Genomic DNA, 17,567 nt, shown 5'->3' on the forward strand with positions numbered 1-17,567 from the left:
AATTGGACACAAGATAGTCGGATCGGCAGCCCGCGCGGCGTTTCTAGAAGATCTTTTGCACCAGCGGTTCGATCCGCAGCGTGACGACATCCACGCCGGGGGGCCTCGTGGCGGCAAACAGGATCGCTTCGGCAACGTGCTCCGGGGCCAGCATGCGGTGATCGGCGACCTGGCGGTCGCGTTCCTCCGCGGAAAAGGGCTGCATGGCCGATCCAATCGCACCCGGTTCGATCAGCGTTACGCGAATCCCGTCGGGGATCATCTCCTTGCGCAGGGTTTCTGCGAAGGACGCGACGCCGCCCTTGGAGGCATTATACACGCTTTCGCCCACCGCCTTGATGTGAACGCTGATCGAGCCGACCAGGATGATGATCCCGGTCCGGTCGCCCTGCCCGCGCATCCGCTCCACGGCCCGCTGGGTACAGGCGACATAGCTGACGAGATTGTTCTCGATCACGGCGCGCCAGTCCTGTTCCGGCATGTCCATCAGGGGACCGGAGCCGACACCCGCACAGGCTACCAGGATGTCGAGCCCGCCGAGCCCCGCGTCGACCCGCGCGAACACATGGGCAAGCCCGCTGCTGCTCGACAGGTCGGCGGCCACCGCCTCCAGCACGCCCGGCGCGGTGGGCGGCGCGATTGCCTCCGCGACCCGCCTCAGGTCCGGCTCATGCCGATCAGCGATCAGCACTCGGGCGCCCAGGTTGATGAACCGCGTGGCGACAGCACGCCCGACCCCGCCCGCGCCGCCGGTGACGAGCACGCGCTTGCCCGCGAGAGATGCCGCTTCCATGCAGGCACAATGCGCGGGCGGGCGAGCGGTTCATCGCAGCCAGGCAGCCGCGCTCAACCGAGGGCCGGTTCTCAGGCGGCGGCGCGATCCGCCGTTGTCGCTGCCGCCCGCCCTACATCGGACAAGCGGTAATGACCCGGGCGGACCCGTTCGAACCATCCATAGACGTTGCGCAACAGGATGGCCCCGGCATCCTCGGCGAGGTGGCGCAGGTCGCGCGGGCGGGCAGTATCCTCACCGATTGCCGCCGCACAGGCCAGCGCGCGCTGGCGATAAGCGGTCATGATCGGCTGCCGGCTTGAGCCGCCGGGCGTCGGATCGCCCGCGCGCCGGTGATGCTCCCGGATCAGGCGGCGGCGCTGCGGCAGGTTGGCACGCGGTCGGTAAGGCGTTGGCTCGCACAGCACAGTGACGCGCCCGATGCGCAGATCAACGGCGAGCAGCCCCAGGCCGAGCAGGCGACACAGGCGAACCACCCGCGGGTCCTGATCCCGCCCACGCCGACTGGCCACCACCGCCAAGTACAGCTGGTCGGCGCAGCGCATCCGCTCTACCGCCTGCAACACCAGTTCCAGCGTGAACGACAGCTTCAGCTCCGCGATTACCAGCACCGGCGGCTCGTCAGCGCGTACCCCAACCGCATCGCAGCCGCAGATCTCGCCCTTCACCTCAAAGCCCTGCGCCTCAAGGAACGCCTTTACTGGCGGGTAAAGCGCCGTTTCGCTCAGCCGTGGTTCCACCCGGCGCGGCTTGGCGGGCACCTCCGTCACGCGTGTGAATGGGCGCGGATCGCCACCGCCACATCGCGACGCACCGGCCCGATGGGCGCCAGCAGTACGCCGCCGGCACTTGTCGCCTCTGCCCGGGCAAGGATGGTGCCGGCCTGCGTATCGAAGACGGTGACGGAATATTCCCCGTTCGCCAGCCCCGGCACGCACAGCGTGGCCGGCGCTGCCGTCTCACGCTCGGTCAGCGTGCCATCGGGGCCAAGCGCATCGGTACGGACCAGCCAGGCCAGCGCCTGCGCCGCATCGCCGCAGCCGACCACCGCCACACCGGGATCGTCGCAGCGCAACTCTTCGCTCAGGTTGCGGCGGCGAAACCGCGTCCAGTCGATCAGCGGCAAGAAGCCGGCAAGTGCGCGCTGCGCGTGGCGCATTCCGGGCGTCAGCACATGCGGATGCCGATTGGGCCAGCGCATTCCGCCGCCAGCGCCGCCGCTGGCGAGATGCGCCCACTGGATGTGCCGGAAATATTCGTCATCGAACGAGGCGGGCAGCGTCTTCTTGCGATCCTTGAAACTGTGGATCGGTCCGTGTTCGGAATCGAAGACGGGCCGCCCCTCCCCCGCCTCGATCACGGCGGTGCGCATCAGCCGGGCGACGGCAAGTGCCGGGGCCACCGTGTCGCGCGGGTCGTCGATGGTGCCGTGTTCGTAGAGATGCGTATTGGCAAAATCGAGCGCGGCATGGCGAAAAATGGTGTCCACCAGCGCGGGATGGCGAATGAGTTCGGGTCCGAAGATCGATACCGTCTGGAGGTTGGCATAGCCGCGCCGCGCCACCTCATGCGCGCGCAGCCATTGCGACAGATCCTCGACGAACGGCGCCGCGGCGGCGGGGTCATTCCCACCATGCGCTGGGTGGATCTCGTTCCACACGTCCCAGGCGAACAGCGCCGGGCTGCCGCCCCAGCGATCGCTCGCAAACGCAAGCCGGCGCTTGATCGCGGCGCGCGTGTCGGGGCAGGTCAGCCAGCTGTCGCGGCTGGCGCACATCCCGCCATTGGTGCGATTATAGGGGTGGCGGTGCCAGCGGATCCACATGAAGAACGTGTCATACGGCGTCAGCAACACGCGCAGGCCGATCCGTTCCAGCAGTGCGAACAGGTCATCCCACAGCCGCACCATATTAGGGGCGAATTGCCCCGCCGGCCGCTCGAGATAGCGGTGCTCCCCGTGGCAATATTCCAGCATCAGCCGAATGCAGGTGACGCCGGATGCGCGCAGGTACAACAGGTGCCGCTCCACCGCCGCCATGTCCCGCCGCCGAAACAGGGGCGCGAGCTCGGGCCAGGTGATCGCATCATTGTGGCCGATGGGGGTCCATGGCGCGCCATCCTCGGTCACGAAATACGGCGCGTCGGCCGAGACACGGATGCGGCCCATCGCCGCGAGCGAACCTTCCAGGATGTGCACGGTCATTCGTTAGCCAGCGGCAAGTGCCGGGGCCACCGGGATTTTTGCCCGGCGACCCATTTGCGCTCCACGAGGATCCACTCGGCGCTCATCGCCGCCGGACCGTTCCGCCGCCGCTCGCGTTTCCATGACATAGCCGGCACAGGCGCCGCCGATAGCGGGAGAGGAAGTCTATGAAGGTGTTCCTCGATTTCGAAGCATCGTCGCTGTCGGATCACAGCTGGCCGGTAGAGGTCGCCTGGGTTTTCCAGGATGGCCGGTCGGAAAGCCACCTGATCGCGCCACTGCCGCAATGGTCGGACTGGGACGAGGAGTCCGAACGGATCCACGGCCTCAGCCGGGAGCTGCTGCGCGAACAGGGGCAGTCGGCGCAGGATGTGGGAACGCGGATGATCGAGGCGCTGGATGGGCATGACCTGTTCGCCAGCGCGCCGTCGTGGGACGGCAAATGGCTGAGCGCGCTGCTGCGCGGTGCCGGGCTGGATCGCCATGCCCTGCGCCTGCGGAACACCAGCGAGGCGCTGGAGGAAACCGCGCGCGAGGAGCTGAAGCACCTTCTCACCGGCCCGCATCTTGAGGACGAGACGCACCGTGTGGTGATGACGGCGGGTGCCCGGCCGGAAACGCCGCCGGCGCACCGTGCCCTGCCCGATGCGGTGGCAGAGCGCGAACGGTGGCTGGCGGTGAAGGCAGCAGCGCGCAAGCGCGTAGCGGAGGGCAAATAGCGCGGCCGCCACGCACTGACGGAAACCGCAACATCAGCGCTTGGCAACTACGATACAGGTGTTACACTCGCTGCGAGTCGAGGATACATCTGTGTCTGAACCGCTATACCCCTGGCTATTGCTGATCCCCCAGCTTCCGGCAAAGCCGGCGTATCTGCGCGTCAAGGTGTGGCGGCGATTGCAGGCGATTGGCGCGGCACCACTCAAGAACGCCGTTCATGCCCTGCCCAACCGGCCCGAGATCCGAGGGCGGTTCGAGGAACTGCACCGCGAGATCAGCGAGAGCGGCGGAGACGCGCTGATCCTGGAGGCCAGAATGGCGCTGGGCATGACCGACGCGGAGTTGCAGGCCCAATTCGACGCCGCCTGCGATGCCGATTACGAGGATCTTGCCGGCGAGGCACGCGCGCTGGCGGATAATGAGGAAGCCACCGCGGCGGACGTCGCGCGGCTGCGCAAGCGGCTGTCGGAGATTGCCAGCGCGGATTTCTTCGGCGCGCACGGGCGGCTGAGTGCTGAAGCCGCGATAGCCCAGGCCGAGGATCGCGCGCGCCGGCACCCGGACGTCAGCGGCCAAGGCGCGCCGGCACTGACCCCGGCGGAGCTGAAGGCGCGCATCTGGGTGACCCGGCGGCACGTCCATGTCGATCGCATCGCTTCCGCATGGCTGATCCGGCGGTTCATCGATCCCGAGGCAAACTTCAAATTCGTGGAAGGCAAGGGCTACCGCCCCGAGCCAGGCGAGCTCCGCTTCGACATGGCGGATGCGGAGTTCACCCATGAGGGGGATCGCTGCACCTTTGAAACGCTGCTGGTGCGTGGCGGGCTCGCTGAGGATGCCGCGCTCAGGGCATTGGGCGAGATCATCCACGACCTCGACATCGCCGATGCCCGGTTCAACCGCCCGGAGGCGGCCGGGGTGGAAGCGCTCATCAACGGGATCTGCGCCGCAACCGAGGATGACATGCAGCGCATTGCGCAAGGCTCGGCCGCGCTGGACGGGCTCTACGCGCACTTCACCAGACGTCGGGGAGAATGATGATGGCGACCCTTCCCTATCCAGCCGCGGCACCGCGAGACCACGGCATTCCCTTTGGCGAAGCGGTGAAGATATGGGCGAAGATCGCGGCGCTCAGCTTCGGCGGCCCCGCCGGCCAGATCGCGATGATGCACCGGGTACTGGTGGAGGAGAAGCGCTGGATCGGGGAGCACCGGTTCCTGCACGCACTCAATTACTGCATGTTGCTGCCCGGCCCGGAGGCGCAGCAACTCGCCATCTATATCGGATGGCTGCTGCACAAGACCAAAGGCGGGCTGGTCGCCGGCACGCTGTTCGTGCTGCCGGGGCTGCTCGCGATCATGGCGCTGAGCTGGATCTACGCGCTGTTCGGCGATGTGCCGTTCGTGGCTGCGTTGTTCTTCGGGCTGAAGGCGGCGGTACTCGCCATCGTCCTGCAGGCCGTGGTTCGTATCGGATCGCGGGCGTTGCGCAACAATGTGATGCGCGGAATCGCCGCAGTGTCGTTCGTGGCGATCTTCTTCCTCGGCCTGCCCTTTCCGCTGATCATCCTTGCCGCGGCGATCGTCGGCTTTGTCGGCGGGCGTGCCGGCCGGGCCGCGTTCATGGGAGGCGGCGGGCATGGGTCCAGCGGGGGCGCGATCGTTCCCGATGCCGAAACCGCGCTGGGCGAGCATGTGCCCGACCATGCCCGGCCGGGTCTTGGCTGGTCCCTGCGGATCAGCGGCGCGCTGCTGTTCCTGTGGCTGGCGCCGGTCGCCGCGCTGCTGGCGCTGTTCGGGCCGGACAATGTCTTCACCCAGATCGCCTTGTTCTTTTCACGCATGGCGGTGGTGACGTTCGGGGGGGCCTATGCCGTACTCGCCTACGTCGCGCAGCAGGCGGTGGATCATTACGGGTGGCTGCGGCCGGGCGAGATGCTGGACGGGCTCGGCATGGCGGAAACCACGCCCGGGCCGCTGATCATGGTGACCCAGTTCGTCGGCTTCATGGGCGCGCTGCGCGAGGCGAGCGGGCTGCCGCCGCTGCTGGCGGCGACGCTGGGCGGGTTGCTGACGACCTGGGTGACGTTCGTGCCCTGCTTCCTGTGGATCTTCCTGGGCGCGCCGTTCATCGAAAAACTGCGCGGCAACAAGGCGTTATCTGCGGCGCTGGCGGCGATCACGGCGGCGGTGGTGGGCGTGATCCTGAACCTGGCCGTGTGGTTCGCCCTGCACACCCTGTTCCGGGAAGTACGCGCCGTGCCGATCGCCGGGCGCACGCTGGACGTACCGGTATTGTCGACGCTCGATCCGGCGGCGCTCGCGCTGACGGTGGCAGCGATCGTGGCGATGTTCCGGTTCAAACTGGGCGTGATCTGGACGCTTTCGGCCTGTGCCGCGGCCGGCGTGGCCCTTTATGCCAGCGGGCTGGCCAGATGATCTGTCGCGCCAACTGGACAGGCGCCGCGGCAAGCCTGCTGTGCCTCGCCGCACCGGCATGGGGGCAATCCGCGGGCGGCGCAAAGGAGGGTCTGTCGCTTTCAGGCTCCACGCGGTTACGGGTGGAGGCGATCGATGGTCAGGCGCGTGCCGGGTTCAACACGTCGGACGAGCTGCTCAACCTGCGCACCACCCTGATGGCGCAATATCGCGACGGCCCCGTCCGGCTGGTCGGGGAATTATGGGACAGCCGCGTCTACGGCGACGAGGACGGCACGCCCGTCAGCACTGGCGAGGTCAATGCGCTGGAACTGGTGCAGGCCTTTGCCGAGGTGACGACGCCCGGGCTGCTGGGCCAGGGCAGCACCGAGACGATCGCGGGGGGGCGCTTCGTCATGAACCTGGGGTCGCGCCGGCTGGTCGCCGCCGATGATTATCGAAACACCACCAACGGCTATACGGGCGTGCGCGCCGATCTCGCCTGGCGGGACGGCTGGACTGCGACGCTGATCTACACCTTGCCGCAACAGCGCCGGCCCGACGATCCGCCGCGCGTGCGCCGGAACGCGGTTGCCTTCGACCATGAAGGGTTCGACCTGGTGCTATGGGGCGGGCTGGTCAGCCGGGCGCGGGCGATCGGCCCGGCGACGATCGAGGCGTCGTTCTTCCACTTGGGCGAGCGGGACGAGCCGGGCCGCCCGACACGCGACCGATCGCTCAACACCGCCAGTGTGCGGCTGATCAGCGCCCCGGCGCCCGCACATTTCGATGGCGAGCTGGAGGCGATCGGCCAGCGCGGGCATGTGTCGACCAGCCTTGCCGCAAACGCGCCGCGGCAGGCGGTGCGGGCGTGGTTCGTCCATGCCGACGCCGGCTATACCTTTGCCGATGGCTGGAAGACGCGGCTGTCGGTCGAATATGATCACGCCAGCGGCGACCGGCCGGGCGGCAGATACGGCCGGTTCGACACGCTGTTCGGGATGCGCCGTGCCGATCTGGCGCCGGCCGGGCTCTACAATGCCATCATGCGCAGCAACATCATCAGCCCGGGCGTGCGCATCGAGGCAAACCCCGACAAGCGCACCGACGTGATGGCGACGCTGCGGCCGATGTGGCTCGCCGCGCGCGAGGACAGCTTTGCCTCCACCGGGGTTCGCGACGCCAGCGGCCGGGCCGGGCGCTTCGCCGGTACCCAGTTCGACGGGCGCATCCGCCACTTGCTGACCCCCTGGCTCCGGCTGGAGCTGGACGCGGTGCTGCTGGACAAGGGCCGCTTTCTCCGGGAAGCGCCCAATGCCCCGGCAGGGAGATGGACCCGCTATGTCTCCCTGAACGCGACCGCGACCTTCTAGGAAGGCGCCCCGCGCGCACGGCTGCCGCCGGTCATCGAAAACTAGGTGGCGGAATCCCCCGGTGGTGCCTTGCCGGTGGACCCGCGTACCAGCAAGCGGTGCGGCAGGCTGATGGCCGGGTTCAGCGCGCGCTGATCGATCAGGGCGAGAAGCGCGTCGGTCGCCACATGCGCCATGTCATAGGTCGGCTGGTGAATGGTGGTCAGCTGCGGCCAGGTGACGCGCGAGATCAAGCTGTCGTCGAACCCGGCAATGGAGACGTTGCCGGGGATCTCCAGGCCATATTCCTTCGCCGCCACCGAAACGCCCGCCGCCATGTCGTCATTGGCCGCGAACACGGCGGTCGGACGCATGCGATCGGCAAAGAGGCGACGCCCGGCGGCCAGCCCGGATTCGAACGTGTACATCCCCTGTTCCAGAAAGCGTTCCTCGAACGCCACGCCTGCTTCTGACAGCGCCGCCCGGAAACCGCACAGACGCTGAGTATTGGAGGGGTGACCGGGATCGCCCTGGACAAAGGCGATGCGGCGGTGGCCAAGCGCGAGGAGATGCTGCGTCATCGCGCGCGCCGCCCCCACGTCGTCGATGCCAACCATCGGCGACACGTCCAGCGCGGTGGTCGGCGCGATCCGCACGAACGGCATGCGCGCGCCGCTCAACTCCTCAACCGTACGCGGATCATCGCCCAGAGGCGGCGCCAGCACGATCCCCTCCAGCCCTGACGTGCGCGCCACCTGAAGCAGCTTGCCCGACATCGCCTGCGCGCTTTGGCAGGGGAACAGCAGCAGCCGGAATCGTTCGTCGCGCAGCCGGTCGAGCGCGCCGGTCTGAAGATCCACGACATAGTTCGGGCTGGGATTTTCGTAGAAGAGGCCGATCAGGAACGATCGCCCCCGCACCAGGCTGCGCGCCGCGATATTGGGATGATAATCAAGCTCGCTTGCAGCCTGCAGCACGCGCTTGCGGGTTTCGGCGCGTACGAACGGCTCGTCATTGAACACCCGCGACACCGTCTTGATCGAGGTGCCGGACCGTTTCGCCACGTCCGTGATGGTCGCCCGCCCCCGGTGATTCCCGTCCGCTTCCATCCTGTCCTTTTGTACCGCTTGCCAGCCGGGCCGGCGAACGATGCCCTTTTGCACCGTACCGGACAAGCTGTTCCCCCGGTCAGGGGTGCTACCCCCATGCGGGTAAATTGACAACGTTGCCAATGAACCTTTAGACAACGCTGTCAGATTGAGCATCGAAGATTCTAGGGGAGGGCGTGTGACAAGGCTGACTCGCATGGGCTATGCCGCACTATTGATGGCGACGGCGTCGCCGATGGCGCAGGCCCAGGTTGCGACGCCAGCGTCTGCCTCGGCGGCTTCGGGGACGGCGACTCCTGCGGCCCCGGCCAGCATCACTGCCACCCCGCAGGACTGGGCCAAGCCGGCCCTCCCCGCCACCCGCAACGCCAAGGTCGAAAAGACCGTGGAGGATCTGCTGCGCCGCATGTCGCTGGAGCAGAAGGTCGGCCAGGTGGTGCAGGCGGACATCGCCAGCGTCACGCCGGAAGACGTCTATCGCTATCACCTCGGTTCGGTGCTGAACGGCGGCAATTCGAAGCCGGGCCAGGGCCATCACGTGACGGCGCCCGCCTGGGTTGCCGCGGCGGACGCTTTCTACGAGGCGTCGATGCGTCCCAATGGCAAGCTGCCGCGGATCCCGGTGATCTGGGGATCGGACGCGGTTCACGGCCATAACAATGTCGTCGGCGCCACGTTGTTTCCGCACAACATCGGCCTTGGCGCGGCGCGCAATCCGGAGCTGATGCGCCGCATCGGCGAAGTGACGGCGGCAGAGATGCGCGTCACCGGGCTCGACTGGACCTTCGCGCCGACGCTGGCGGTGGTGCGCGACGATCGCTGGGGCCGCACCTATGAAGGGTTCGGCGAGGATCCCGAAATCGCCACCTCTTATGCCCGCCCGCTGATCGAGGGCCTGCAGGGCAAGGTCGGCGATGCCGACTGGCTGCGCGGTGGGCATATCATCGCGACGGCCAAGCACTTCCTGGGCGACGGCGGCACCGCTGGCGGCAAGGATCAGGGCGACACGCGCACTGACGAGGCGACGCTGCGGCGCCTGTTCGCCGCGCCCTACGTGCCGGCGATCGAGGCTGGCGTGCAGTCGATCATGGTCAGCTTTTCCAGCTGGAACGGCGCCAAGATGCACGGCAACCAGTCCCTGCTGCGCGGCGTGATCAAGGATCGCTGGGGCTTCGACGGCTTCCTGGTCGGCGACTGGAACGGCCATGGCCAGGTCGATGGCTGCAAGCCCGACAATTGCTACCAGACGTTCACCGCCGGGCTGGACATGGCCATGGCGCCGGACAGCTGGAAGGGGCTGTGGCAGAACACGCTGGCGCAGGCGAAGGACGGCCGCCTACCGATGGCCACGCTCGACGACGCGGTGCGGCGTATCCTCCGCGTAAAGGTACGCGCCGGGCTGATGGAGGCGGGCAAGCCCTCGTCGCGGCCGCTGGCCGGCAAGTACGACCTGCTCGGCAGCGCCGCGCACCGCGAGGTGGCACGCCAGGCCGTGCGGGAATCGCTGGTCCTGCTGAAGAACGCCGGCAGCGTCCTGCCGCTGAAGCCGGGTGCGCGCATCCTGCTGGCCGGTGACGGCGCCGACAACATGACCAAGCAGACCGGCGGCTGGACGCTGACCTGGCAGGGCACCGGCACCAGCCGAACCGACTTCCCCAATGGCGAGACCATTGCCGAGGGGATGCGCGACGTGGCCAAGGGCGTGGGCGCCACCGTCGATCTCGCTGCCGATGGGCGCTTCACGCAAAAGCCCGACGTGGCCGTCGTCGTGTTCGGCGAGGATCCCTATGCCGAATTCCAGGGCGACCGCGCCGACGTCGGCTTTGACGATGCGCAGGACAATCTGGCGCTGCTGAAGCGGCTGAGGGCGGCGGGTATCCCGACCGTGTCGGTGTTCCTGTCCGGCCGCGCCATGTGGGTGAACCCGTACCTCAATGCCTCGGATGCCTTTGTGGCGGCGTGGCTGCCCGGCAGCGAGGGTGGCGGCGTGGCCGACGTGCTGTTCGGGAAGACCGATTTCCGCGGCAAGCTGCCGTACAGCTGGCCGCGCACGTCGGATCAGACCGCGGTCAACGTCGGCGACGCGAACTACAACCCGCTATTCCCTTATGGCTTCGGCCTGACGATGAAGGATCGCGGCGAACTGGCGCCGTTGCCCGAACAGCGCGCGACGCAGGCCACGGGCGATCGCACCGTCCTGTTCGACGCTGGCCGGCCGGGGGCCGGGCGCCGGCTGCTGATCGGTGCGCCCGGCGAACTGTCGCCGAACCCGGGACCCGACCTCATCACCGCCCGCGGCGCCGACCGGCGGGCGCAGGAAGACAGCGTCCGGCTGACCTGGACCGGCAAGAGCAAGGCCGTGGCGGCAATCGTCGATACGACGCCGGTGGACCTGATGCGCGAGACCAACGGCGCGCTCGCCGTGCGCATCGATCTCAAGGTGGATGGTGCACCCAGCCGCCCGGTTACCGCCGGCGTCGCCTGCGGCCCCAATTGCGGCGGCGAAGTGCCGATCACCGCGCCGCTGCGCGCGGCAAAGAAGGGCGAGTGGACCACGCTCGACATTCCCCTCTCCTGCTTCGCCAAGGCCGGCGCCGACATGCGCCAGGTCACGGCACCGCTTTCACTGACAACCGATGGCACGCTCGACCTGACGATTTCTCGCGCGCGTCTGGTGCAGGCGAACGGCGCGGGCACCGCTTGCCCGAACAACTGATAAAAACAGAAACGTCCTCAGGGGGTTATCATGACCAAGACCAAATATACTCCGTTAGCCGCACTGCTTCTCGCCGGCACCGCGATGCCGGCCATGGCACAGGTGATCGAGACGCCGCAGCAGGATCAGTCGACCAGCCCGACCTCGCCGCAGGCCGAGGAGCAGGGCGGCGAGGACATCCTCGTCACCGCCAACCGTCGCGAGCAGAATCTGCAGGACGTGTCGGGCGTGGTGCAGGCATTCTCGTCCGATGACCTGCGCAAGAGCGGCATCACCGAGCTTCGCAACCTGTCGGTCGCCGTGCCGGGCCTCAACATCGCCAACCAGGAAGGCAACGTCGAGATCTTCATTCGCGGCGTTGGCTCGTCGAACAACACCGAGCTGGGCGATCCGGGCGCCGCGCCGCACCTGAACGGCAGCTACATTCCGCGTCCGCGCGGCCTTGGCCTGATGTTCTACGACCTTGAGCGCGTGGAAGTGAACAAGGGCCCGCAGGGCACGCTGTACGGCCGCAACGCGCTGGCCGGCACGCTCAACATCATCACTGCCAAGCCGCAGTTCGACGCCGTCAGCGGCTATGCGCAGGCCGAATATGGCAACCGCGACAGCTACGCCGCCGAAGGCGCGCTGAACGTGCCGCTGGGCAACAACTTCGCCGCCCGCGTCGCCGGTTACTATGTGAACAAGGATTACGGCTTCAAGAACGCCTCGCCGGACGCACAGGCCAGCCGCCTGAAGCCCGCCGGCCTCGAGGAAAACTACGCCGGCCGCTTGTCGCTGCGCTGGGAGCCGACCGATCGACTCTCCGTCTCGGTGGTGGGTGACTACGGCAAGGAAACCGGCACCGGCTATCCCGGCGCGAACATCTTCGCCGCCGTTCAGGCAACCGGGCTGCGCGCCGAGCAGCTCGACCTGCGCCGCGTGGTCTATCGCGGCCAGCAGGGCGACATGGAGAACGAGCTCTGGGGCGTGCAGGGCAAGATCGGCTACCGTTTCGACACCTTCTCGGTCGAGGCGACGGGCAGCTATCGCTCGGTCGACTTCATGCAGTCGAACGCCAGCAGCGAGAGCATCGCGTGGAACGGCCGCGATTATTCAACGGTGCAGTTCGACAATTTCTCGAACAACTTCTGGCAGACCCGCTCGCAGAGCCAAGTCTATGAACTGCGCGCCAGTGCCGACGCCGATCAGGCGCTGCGCTGGAACCTGGGCGGCTTCTACTTCAAGGAGAAGCAGCAGGTCGGCTACATGGCCGTCGCTGATCGTGGCTATTGCTGCTATTCCGGCACCGAATTCACCATGCCGGACGTGGATGGCGAAAGCTTCGCCTTCTTCGCGGACGGCACCTATGACGTCACCGATCGCCTGCGCGTGATCGGCGGCATCCGCTACACCGAAGAGCAGAAGTCGCGTTACGGCATCGGCGGCAACTGGGCGCTGACGCTGGGCGGCGCGGACGGTGCATGCTGCGTCAGCACGCGTCTGGGCACCGAAGGCTTCAGCCCGGCGCTGCTCGACCGTCCGAACTTCAACGTCACCGGGCTGACCACGCCGCAGCAGCGCGCGCAATTCCTGATCGAGGGCATCAAGAGCGCCGGCGCGCGGGACACGCTGATCCAGCAGATTGGCTCCATCGCCAATGGCACCAACCCGAACGGCACCTGCTTCACCCGTCCGGACATCGACAATGGCTTTGTCACCTGCCCGGCGAACGGCAGCTTCAGCTACGCCAACCTGACGATCCCGGGGCAGCAGCGCGGCTCGGCGAAGTTCGACTTCATCGATTATCGCGTCGGCCTGGAATATGACATCACGTCGGACAACATGCTCTACGCCAAGGTTTCGACCGGGCATAAGTCGGGCGGGTTCAACGACACGTTCCAGACCTCGCCGATTCCGGAAGCGTTCAAGCCGGAAAGCCTGACCGTGTTCGAGGCGGGATCGCGCAACAGCTTCACCGCTTTCGGTCGCCGTGCGTACCTGAACCTGACCGGCTTCTATTATGATTATCAGGATCAGGTGTTTCAGGACCTGACCTGCATCAATCTCGATACGACGCGCAACCCGCCGGTCTGCAACGGCTATTCGCTGGTGAACCGCAACATCGGTGCCTCGCGCATCTATGGTCTGGAAGCCGAAGCGCGCTTCAACCTGCCGGGCAATTTCTCGCTCGACACCAATGTCGCGTTCCTCGACACCAAGATCACGCGCGGCACGGTGGCCGATGCGCGTGGGCAGAACAACGAGACCGGTGAATCGCCGCTCATCGACCTGACGGGCAACCGCCTGCCGCTGGCCTCCAAGTTCAACGTGAGCGTGAAGCTGGCGCAATGGTTCAATGTGGGTGCCGGCCGCCTCGATTGGCAGGCGCTGCTGAGCTACCGTTCGTCCTTCTTCCTGTCGCAGTTCAACGAGGATGACATTGTCTTCCTCGATGGCAGCCGCCAGAATGCGCTGGAGGCCGGCTTCCCGGATCGTCAGGAGGGCTATACCACGCTGAACCTCGGCATCGGCTACACGCTGGGCAACTATCGTCTGGAGGCTTGGGCATCGAACTTCACCGATCAGCAGGCGTCCACCAAGGCGCTGGTCGGTTCGTCGCTCAACATCCGCTTCCTGAACGATGCCCGCAGCTACGGCCTGCGCGCACGCGTGAACTTCTGAGCCGTCGGGCGGATCGCGGCCCCTGGTCTGGCGCCAGGGGATCGTGATCCGCCACGATCGCGGGCCGCCACTCGCTCTGGTCTCCCCTCTCCCCCCTGACGAGAGCATCGGTGGCGGCCCGCGCATCGCGCCTGTCCTGCGCCAGCGTCTGCCGGCCTGAGCCGCCCGCCACCTGTCCCCTCCCCTTTGCAGCACCCGGCGGACACGGCCGCATCCCCCGCCGCCCGCGACGCCCCGCCCGAGCACCCCGGCGCCCCGATCAGCCGCGATCGGCACTGGTGCCACCGCCCCTCCACCCGCGCCTTCGCCCTCGACAAGCTTGTCGCCGCGCCGCAATCTGCGCCGCTGCATGGCTGGGGGGTCCGCCATGCTCTTCAACGGGGGAAATGCGTGTCCGCCAAGCTCGCCGCCGCGATGCTCCTGCTTTCGATCGCCACGCCTGCGGTGGCGCAGACGCCAACGCCAGCGGCCTCACAGCCGTTCGACAAGGCGCTGGCCACGTTCCGCCAGACTCACCGCCAAGAGATAAGCCGGGGCAATATCGCCGGCAGCAGCTTCTATTTCCTGCGCAACGGCCAAACGGCAGTGGCCGATCATATCGGCTTTCAGGATGCCGACGCCGGCGTGCCGGTGGATGACCGCACCATTTATCACTGGGCATCGATCACCAAGACGATGACCGGCATCGCAATCATGCAATTGCGTGATCGCGGGCTGCTCTCGCTCGACGATCCGATCACCAAATATGTGCCCGAACTTGCCGCCGTGCATAATCCCTTCGCGGATGCCGGCCCGGTCACCCTGCGCCAGTTGATGAGCCACAGCGCGGGCTATGGCGGCCCGACCTGGCCGTGGCGGGAAGCGGATTGGCAGCCGTTCGAGCCGGCGCGCTGGTCACAGCTCGTCGCGATGCTGCCCTATACCCGCATCCTTTATCGGCCGGGTTCGCGCTTCAGCTATTCCAACCCCGGCATCGTTTATCTCGGCCAGGTGATCGAGCGGCTGTCTGGCGAGGATTACGAAGTCTATGTCGACAAGAACATCCTGCGGCCGCTGGGGATGTACGACAGCTATTTCGATCGCACCCCCGCGCACCTGCTGCCGCACCGCGCGCACAGCTATTATGTCCGCAAGGGAAAGCGGGTGGCTGCACCGTTCGATGTCGATACCGGCGTCACCGTCTCCAACGGCGGGCTCAACGCGCCCATGCCGGACATGGCGCGCTATGCCGCCTTCCTGCTGGGCGATCCGGCGCACGCCGCCGCGCACGATCTGGTGCTGAAACGATCCTCCCTGGAGGAAATGTGGAAGCCGCAGATTTCGGCCGGGGAGGATTTCACGCAAGGGCGGATGACGCAAACGACGCAGAGCGGCCTTTCCTTCTTTCTGGATGAGGGCCGCTCGCCAGGGGGCCAGCCCTTCACCTTTGTCGGCCACAACGGCGATCAGAACGGGTTTCGCGCCTATCTCAGCCTCTGCCCGTCGAAGCGGGCCGGCAGCATCCTTGCCTTCAACACCGAAACCGAGGCGGTTCAGAACAGCCCCAAGAACCGCGACACGGCGGAATCGCGCATCGCGCTGGCCGCCGGCGCCTTGTGCGAAGCGCTGCCGGATACGGCCGGGACGCCGGCCGGCTGAAGCATCAATCGCCGCTGCCGGGCGTCACGTCATAGGCCTCGCCCGGCTGGCCGGCGACGAAGCGGCGCGGCGGAATGCCGGCGCTCGACAGCGCGGTGGCCAGCGCGAGCCGCGGGGCCTCGCGGGCCTCGTCGGTCAGCTGAAACGTGCCCCAGTGGATGCCGATCGCGCGCTCTGCCCCGACCTCGCGAAAGATGCGCACCGCCTCCGCCGGATTGACGTGCTGCGCGGCCATGAACCAGCGCGGCTCATAGGCGCCGATCGGGATCAGCGCGGCGTCCGGCGGTCCAAGCCGCTCGCGCAGCGCGGTGAAGATCGCGCCGTCGCCATAGCCGGTATCGCCGACGAACCAGACGCTGCCGGCCGGCGTCGACAGGTAATGGCCGGACCATAACGCCATGCGCACGTCGCTGGGCCAGCGGTTTGCCCAGTGATAGGCCGGGGTCAGCGTGGTGGCGATGCCATCGCCGAGCGGCAGCCGGTCCCACCAGTCGCCGGCGACGCACCGGGCGTCGGGCACGCCGGCCCTCAGGATCGCGTCATTGCCCAGCGGCATCGCGAACAGCGGCGCATGATCGGCGTGAAGCCGGCGCAGCGTCGCCATGTCGAAATGGTCGTAATGGCAATGGCTGATGAGCACGGCGTGGATCGGCGGCAGATCCTCGTACGCGATGCCGGGCGCCGTCACGCGCTTGGGGCCGAGGCGGGCAAAGGGGCTCGCCCGCGTCGACCAGACCGGGTCCGTCAGGATGTTCACCCCCGCCGCCTGGATCAGCAGCGAGGCATGGCCGACCATGGTGATCCGCAATCCCGCAACCGCGGCCTCTGGCTTGGCCGGGGTGACCGGCACCGATGCCGGCCATCGTGCCGCACCGCCCGCCAGCTTCCAGCGAAGGAGTGAGCGAAGGCCGCGATCCGTGGAGCGCTGACCCGGATTGAAGAAACGGACGCCGTCGAAGTGATCGCTCGCCGGCCCCTGATAATAAGGATTGCGCGCCATCCGCCCGGCTTAGAACAGTTTGGCGACAGGCGGGAAGAACATCGATCATGCTCTCCGCTGGTCGAGCGACGCCAGCACGGATCAGGGCTGCGCCGAATACATCCGGGGACTGGGGCAGCGCCGCCGCGACGGCGCCACCCGGTTGATCATGCCCCGGCCGACTGGGTGGGATCCTGCTCCTCGCCGCGCCGCCGGCCGCTGTTCCGCTCCCACACCTGCTCGGCAAGGATGGTCGCAAAGCCGAGCCACGCCACGAACGGCACGCCCAGCAGCGCCGCCGGCCGGTCCAGCTTCGCCGCCGAGGCGACATAGCCGGCCCCGCTCGCGATCATCGCGCCCGATGCCACCGCGCTCGCGCCAAGCTCCCGCTTGCGGAAGAACAACTCGGTCCAGCCGCCGATCATGCCCGTGTTGAGCAGCCAGAGGCCCAGCGCCAGGTTGCGCTGAGTCCCCGGGGGCTGACGCAGCAGGCGATAGCCGCCCACTGCCAGGCCCGTTTCGAGCGTCGGCCATACCGCGCCAAACGCGCCGTCCGGCGGGGTGAAGCTGGGCTTGTCGAGCCGCTTGTACCAATTGCGGGTGCGCGGGTGCGACCGGTCGGGTGCGTTGCGCCGGCCGACCAATGCGCTGGCCCCGAGCACGCCGGCGACGATCGCCGCCGCGGCCGGGCGGGAAAGGCCCTCACGCCTCGAAGTGATGGCGGCGCTCATACCGAAAGATACCTTTCCAGATCGTCGCTACCGCCGATCCGCTCGCCACCGATGAACACTTGCGGCGTCGTCTGCACGCCATGCTCGCTCTTGAACGCGTCCACTTCCTCGCGCGTGGAAAGCACGCGATCGTCCACGTCGAACCCGGCGCCCTCCAGCATCTGCTTGGCGCGCACGCCAAAGGGGCAGGTGTGGTCCGGCAGGACCATTCGGTACAGGATCGCTTTCTTCTCGGCCATGAACAC

14 protein-coding genes are annotated in these 17,567 nt (G+C 67.4%); 7 read left to right on the top strand and 7 right to left on the bottom strand.

Annotated elements, in window-relative coordinates; genetic code table 11:
• Window positions 1-43: 43 nt before the first annotated feature.
• The 3 genes from LK535_RS13425 to LK535_RS13435 form a co-directional block, all read right to left on the bottom strand.
• The gene (locus LK535_RS13425; RefSeq protein ID WP_227772434.1) at window positions 44-793 is read right to left on the bottom strand and encodes an SDR family oxidoreductase; all 750 of its coding nucleotides are present in this window, start codon (window positions 791-793) and stop codon (window positions 44-46) included.
• 71 nt (window positions 794-864) lie between these two features.
• Complete coding sequence (locus tag LK535_RS13430; RefSeq protein WP_227772435.1) at window positions 865-1,533, bottom strand: DUF2161 family putative PD-(D/E)XK-type phosphodiesterase; 669 nt, start codon at window positions 1,531-1,533, stop codon at window positions 865-867.
• 26 nt (window positions 1,534-1,559) lie between these two features.
• Entirely contained in the window at window positions 1,560-2,996 is a 1,437-nt protein-coding gene (locus LK535_RS13435) for a hypothetical protein (protein ID WP_227772436.1), read from the bottom strand.
• 167 nt (window positions 2,997-3,163) lie between these two features.
• Between LK535_RS13435 and LK535_RS13440 the strand changes: the two genes are divergently transcribed.
• From LK535_RS13440 to LK535_RS13455, 4 genes are all read left to right on the top strand, one after another.
• A complete protein-coding gene (locus tag LK535_RS13440; protein ID WP_227772437.1) occupies window positions 3,164-3,715 on the top strand; it encodes a transcriptional regulator in 552 nt (183 codons plus the stop codon).
• 91 nt (window positions 3,716-3,806) lie between these two features.
• The gene (locus LK535_RS13445) at window positions 3,807-4,754 is read left to right on the top strand and encodes a chromate resistance protein ChrB domain-containing protein (RefSeq protein ID WP_227772438.1); all 948 of its coding nucleotides are present in this window, start codon (window positions 3,807-3,809) and stop codon (window positions 4,752-4,754) included.
• Window positions 4,755-4,756: 2 nt separating this feature from the next.
• The gene (chrA, locus tag LK535_RS13450) at window positions 4,757-6,154 is read left to right on the top strand and encodes a chromate efflux transporter (protein ID WP_227772439.1); all 1,398 of its coding nucleotides are present in this window, start codon (window positions 4,757-4,759) and stop codon (window positions 6,152-6,154) included.
• Window positions 6,151-7,506, top strand: coding sequence for an alginate export family protein (locus LK535_RS13455; RefSeq protein WP_227772440.1), 1,356 nt, complete (start codon window positions 6,151-6,153; stop codon window positions 7,504-7,506). The genes chrA and LK535_RS13455 overlap by 4 nt, the downstream gene beginning before the upstream one ends.
• 41 nt (window positions 7,507-7,547) lie before the next feature.
• Here the strand turns inward: LK535_RS13455 and LK535_RS13460 are convergent, their stop codons facing one another.
• Window positions 7,548-8,594 (bottom strand): LacI family DNA-binding transcriptional regulator, encoded by a 1,047-nt coding sequence (locus tag LK535_RS13460; RefSeq protein ID WP_227772441.1) that lies wholly within the window; start codon window positions 8,592-8,594, stop codon window positions 7,548-7,550.
• A gap of 235 nt (window positions 8,595-8,829) precedes the next feature.
• On the opposite strand from LK535_RS13460, the gene LK535_RS13465 reads away from it, so the two are divergent.
• The 3 genes from LK535_RS13465 (at window position 8,830) to LK535_RS13475 (ending at window position 15,612) form a co-directional block, all read left to right on the top strand.
• Window positions 8,830-11,310, top strand: a complete 2,481-nt coding sequence (locus LK535_RS13465; RefSeq protein ID WP_415837141.1) for a glycoside hydrolase family 3 protein — start codon at window positions 8,830-8,832, stop codon at window positions 11,308-11,310.
• A 30-nt stretch (window positions 11,311-11,340) separates the two neighbouring features.
• On the top strand, window positions 11,341-13,974 hold the full coding sequence (locus LK535_RS13470; protein WP_227772442.1) for a TonB-dependent receptor: 2,634 nt from the start codon (window positions 11,341-11,343) through the stop codon (window positions 13,972-13,974).
• 390 nt (window positions 13,975-14,364) lie between these two features.
• Complete coding sequence (locus LK535_RS13475) at window positions 14,365-15,612, top strand: serine hydrolase domain-containing protein (RefSeq protein WP_227772443.1); 1,248 nt, start codon at window positions 14,365-14,367, stop codon at window positions 15,610-15,612.
• A gap of 4 nt (window positions 15,613-15,616) precedes the next feature.
• On the opposite strand, the gene LK535_RS13480 is transcribed toward LK535_RS13475, so the two are convergent.
• The 3 genes from LK535_RS13480 to LK535_RS13490 form a co-directional block, all read right to left on the bottom strand.
• Window positions 15,617-16,612, bottom strand: coding sequence for an MBL fold metallo-hydrolase (locus tag LK535_RS13480; RefSeq protein WP_227772444.1), 996 nt, complete (start codon window positions 16,610-16,612; stop codon window positions 15,617-15,619).
• A 146-nt stretch (window positions 16,613-16,758) separates the two neighbouring features.
• Window positions 16,759-17,322, bottom strand: a complete 564-nt coding sequence (locus tag LK535_RS13485) for a TspO/MBR family protein (RefSeq protein ID WP_227772445.1) — start codon at window positions 17,320-17,322, stop codon at window positions 16,759-16,761.
• On the bottom strand, window positions 17,319-17,561 hold the full coding sequence (locus tag LK535_RS13490) for a glutaredoxin domain-containing protein (protein ID WP_227772446.1): 243 nt from the start codon (window positions 17,559-17,561) through the stop codon (window positions 17,319-17,321). The genes LK535_RS13485 and LK535_RS13490 overlap by 4 nt, the downstream gene beginning before the upstream one ends.
• Window positions 17,562-17,567: the final 6 nt, after the last annotated feature.

The sequence above is a fragment of the Sphingomonas sp. IC4-52 genome, assembly GCF_020707225.1.
GTDB lineage: Bacteria > Pseudomonadota > Alphaproteobacteria > Sphingomonadales > Sphingomonadaceae > Sphingomonas.